The sequence below is a fragment of the Sphingomonas bacterium genome (genome assembly GCF_903643065.1).
Taxonomy (GTDB): Bacteria; Pseudomonadota; Alphaproteobacteria; order Sphingomonadales; family Sphingomonadaceae; genus Sphingomonas.
The window spans coordinates 1-2,932 of sequence record NZ_CAHJWX010000396.1 but is presented as its reverse complement, the minus strand read 5'-3'; the positions used below and the strand labels follow the sequence as shown (position 1 = coordinate 2,932).

Here is a 2,932-nt window from a genome sequence, read left to right as displayed (position 1 = left end):
GACGAGCGCCCCGCGCCCGTCATCGCCGAACGCGGAGAGGCGCCCGCGCCCGCGCCCCGCAAATCGCACCAGCAGCAGCTCGATCTGGGCCACAGCTTCGAGCTGCCCTCGCCCGAGCTGCTCGGCCCCGTCCCGCCCGCGCCCAAGGGCCAGATCGACAAGGCCGCGCTCGATCGCAACGCCCGGCTGCTGGAAACCGTGCTCGCCGACTTCCACGTCCGGGGCGACATCACGCATGTCCGCCCCGGCCCGGTCGTCACCATGTACGAGCTGGAGCCGGCGCCCGGCATCAAGGCGAGCCGCGTGATCGCGCTGGCCGACGACATCGCGCGCAACATGAGCGCGATCTCCGCGCGCGTCGCGGTGATCCCGGGGCGCAACGTGATCGGCATCGAGCTGCCCAACGCCAGGCGCGAAGGTGTGGTGCTGCGCGAGCTGATCGGCTCCGACGCGTTCAGCGATCCGGGGCAACTGCCGCTGGTGCTGGGCAAGAACATCGCCGGCGATCCCGTCGTCGCCGATCTCGCGCCGATGCCGCACCTGCTCGTCGCCGGCACCACCGGTTCGGGCAAGTCGGTCGGGCTCAACTGCATGATCCTGTCGCTGCTGTACCGGCTCAATCCGAAACAGTGCAAGATGATCATGATCGATCCCAAGATGCTCGAACTGAGCATGTACGACGACATCCCGCACCTGCTCGCCCCCGTCGTCACCGATCCCGCCAAGGCGGTGCGCGCGCTGAAATGGGCGGTGGAGCAGATGGAGGACCGCTACCGGCAGATGTCGTCGGTGGGGGTGCGTTCGCTCGCCGGCTTCAACGACAAGGTCAACGCCGCGCGCGCCAAGGGCCAGCGGCTCGGGCGGCGCGTCCAGACCGGCTACGACCCCGAAACAGGCCAGCCGCTCTACGAGGAGGAGCAGCTCGACTATCAGCCGCTGCCCCAGATCGTGGTGATCGTCGACGAGCTGGCCGACCTGATGATGACGGCGGGCAAGGAGGTCGAGTTCCTGATCCAGCGGCTCGCGCAAAAGGCGCGCGCGGCGGGCATCCACCTGATCATGGCGACGCAGCGCCCGTCGGTGGACGTCATCACCGGCGTCATCAAGGCGAACCTGCCGACGCGCATCTCCTTTCACGTGACCAGCAAAATCGACAGCCGGACCATTCTGGGCGAGCAGGGGGCCGAGCAGCTGCTGGGTCGCGGCGATATGCTGTACATGCCCGGCGGCAAAGGCATCGTGCGCGTCCACGGCCCCTTCGTCAGCGACGACGAGGTTCGCGCGGTCGCCGATCACTGGCGCGGCCAGGGCCGGCCCGACTATGTGTCGTCGGTGACGGAGGAGCCGGAGGAAGGCTTCGAGCTGGAGGGCGCGCCCACCGGCGAGGACACGGCGGAGGACCAGCAATACCGCGCCGCCATCCAGCTCGTCTGTGAATCGCGCAAGGCGTCGACCTCCTGGCTCCAGCGCCAGCTCCGCATCGGCTATAATTCCGCCGCGCGGCTGATCGAGCGGATGGAAAAGGACGGCATCGTCGGCCGCCCCGACCATGTCGGCCGCCGCGAGGTGCTGCGCGACGCGGAAGGGCACGCGATCTGAGGCGAGCCGGTCACGCCAGCGCCGGATAGTCCGTATAGCCCTCCGATCCGGCCGTGTACCAGGTCCCCATGTCGTCGTCGGCCAGCTCGGCGCCGCGACGGAACCGCTCGGGCAGGTCCGGGTTGCCGATGAACCTGCGTCCCCAGGCGATCGCGTCGGCGACGCCGCTGTCGAGGTCGCGCTGCGCCGCCTCGACGCTATAGTCCTGGTTGAGCACCAGCGCGCCCTTGAAGACCTTCCTGATCTGCGGCGACAGCTTGGGCACGTCCGTCTTGCCGAACGTGCCGTCGGGTGCCTGCTCGCGCAGCTCCAGAAAGGCGATGCCGAGCTCGTCCAGCGCCCGGGCGGCGGGGATGAAGACCGATTCGGGATCGCTGTCGTCGGCCCCTTGCGTCTCGCCATTGGGCGACAGGCGGATCGCGGTGCGCCCCGCGCCGATCGCGTCGATCACGCGCGCGACCGACTCGCGCATGAAGCGGATGCGGTTCTCCGGGCTGCCGCCGTAATCGTCGTCGCGCTGGTTGGTGCCGTCGCGCAGGAACTGGTCGATCAGATAGCCATTGGCGCCGTGCAGCTGCACCCCGTCGAAGCCCGCGCGGATCGCGTTGAGCGCGCCCGTCGCATATTCGTCCTGCGCCTGGGCGATGTCGTCCAGCGTCGCCGCCTGCGCCTGCGCATAGGGGTTATCCTCCTTGTGATACGGCGCGCGCGTCGCCGACGAGGAGAGCGGCGTCACGCCCGTCACGTCGGGGCGCGCAAGCCGGCCCATGTGCCAGATCTGCGCGACGATCCTGCCGCCCGCCTCGTGCACCGCCGCCGTCACCGGCTTCCACGCCTCGACCTGCGCGTCCGTCCACAGCCCCGGCGCGCCCGGCCAGCCCAGCCCGCGCCGGCTCACCCCCGTGCCCTCGGTGATGATCACGCCGGCGCCCGCGCGCTGGCGGTAGTAATCGATCATCAGCTCGGTCGGCACATGGTCGGGCGTCGAGCGGCCCCGCGTCAGCGGCGCCATGAAGATGCGGTTGGCGGCATGGATGTCGCCGACGGCGATGGGATCGAACAGGCTGGGCATCGGCGCTCCTTTGCGGGTGTTGAGTGGACAGATAGGAGGCTAGGGGGCGGCATGCACGCGCCGGCCTCCCCGAGAAAAGCTGTGGCGTCGCCAAGCCCGTCGCCGCTCGCCTTTGCGGCGGCGCTGGTCGCCAACGTCGCGCTCGCCTTCGGGCCGTGGTTCGTGCGGCTCGCCGATACCGGGCCGGTCGCGGCGGGCTTCTGGCGGATGGCGCTGGGGCTGCCGTTCGTGACCGCGCTGGCCTGGGCGGGCGGCGCCCGG

General features: G+C 70.2%; 2 protein-coding genes and 1 pseudogene. 2 read left to right on the top strand and 1 reads right to left on the bottom strand.

Going from position 1 to position 2,932, the window contains the following annotated elements; translation table 11 throughout:
• Positions 1-1,599: DNA translocase FtsK (locus HUU95_RS12750; protein ID WP_174280443.1), on the top strand; the 1,599-nt coding region annotated here is incomplete at its 5' end.
• Between the two features lie 10 nt (positions 1,600-1,609).
• Here HUU95_RS12750 and HUU95_RS12745 read toward each other — a convergent pair.
• Entirely contained in the window at positions 1,610-2,671 is a 1,062-nt protein-coding gene (locus HUU95_RS12745; RefSeq protein WP_174280442.1) for an alkene reductase, read from the bottom strand.
• Between the two features lie 81 nt (positions 2,672-2,752).
• Between HUU95_RS12745 and HUU95_RS12740 the strand changes: the two are divergent.
• A pseudogene (locus HUU95_RS12740) lies at positions 2,753-2,932 on the top strand (EamA family transporter); the annotation flags it as partial.

What these genes read in the sequence shown, in the direction of transcription:
- HUU95_RS12745 (WP_174280442.1), bottom strand. Translation starts at nt 2,671, where the DNA reads ATGCCCAGCCTGTTCGATCCCATCGCCGTCGGCGACATCCATGCCGCC.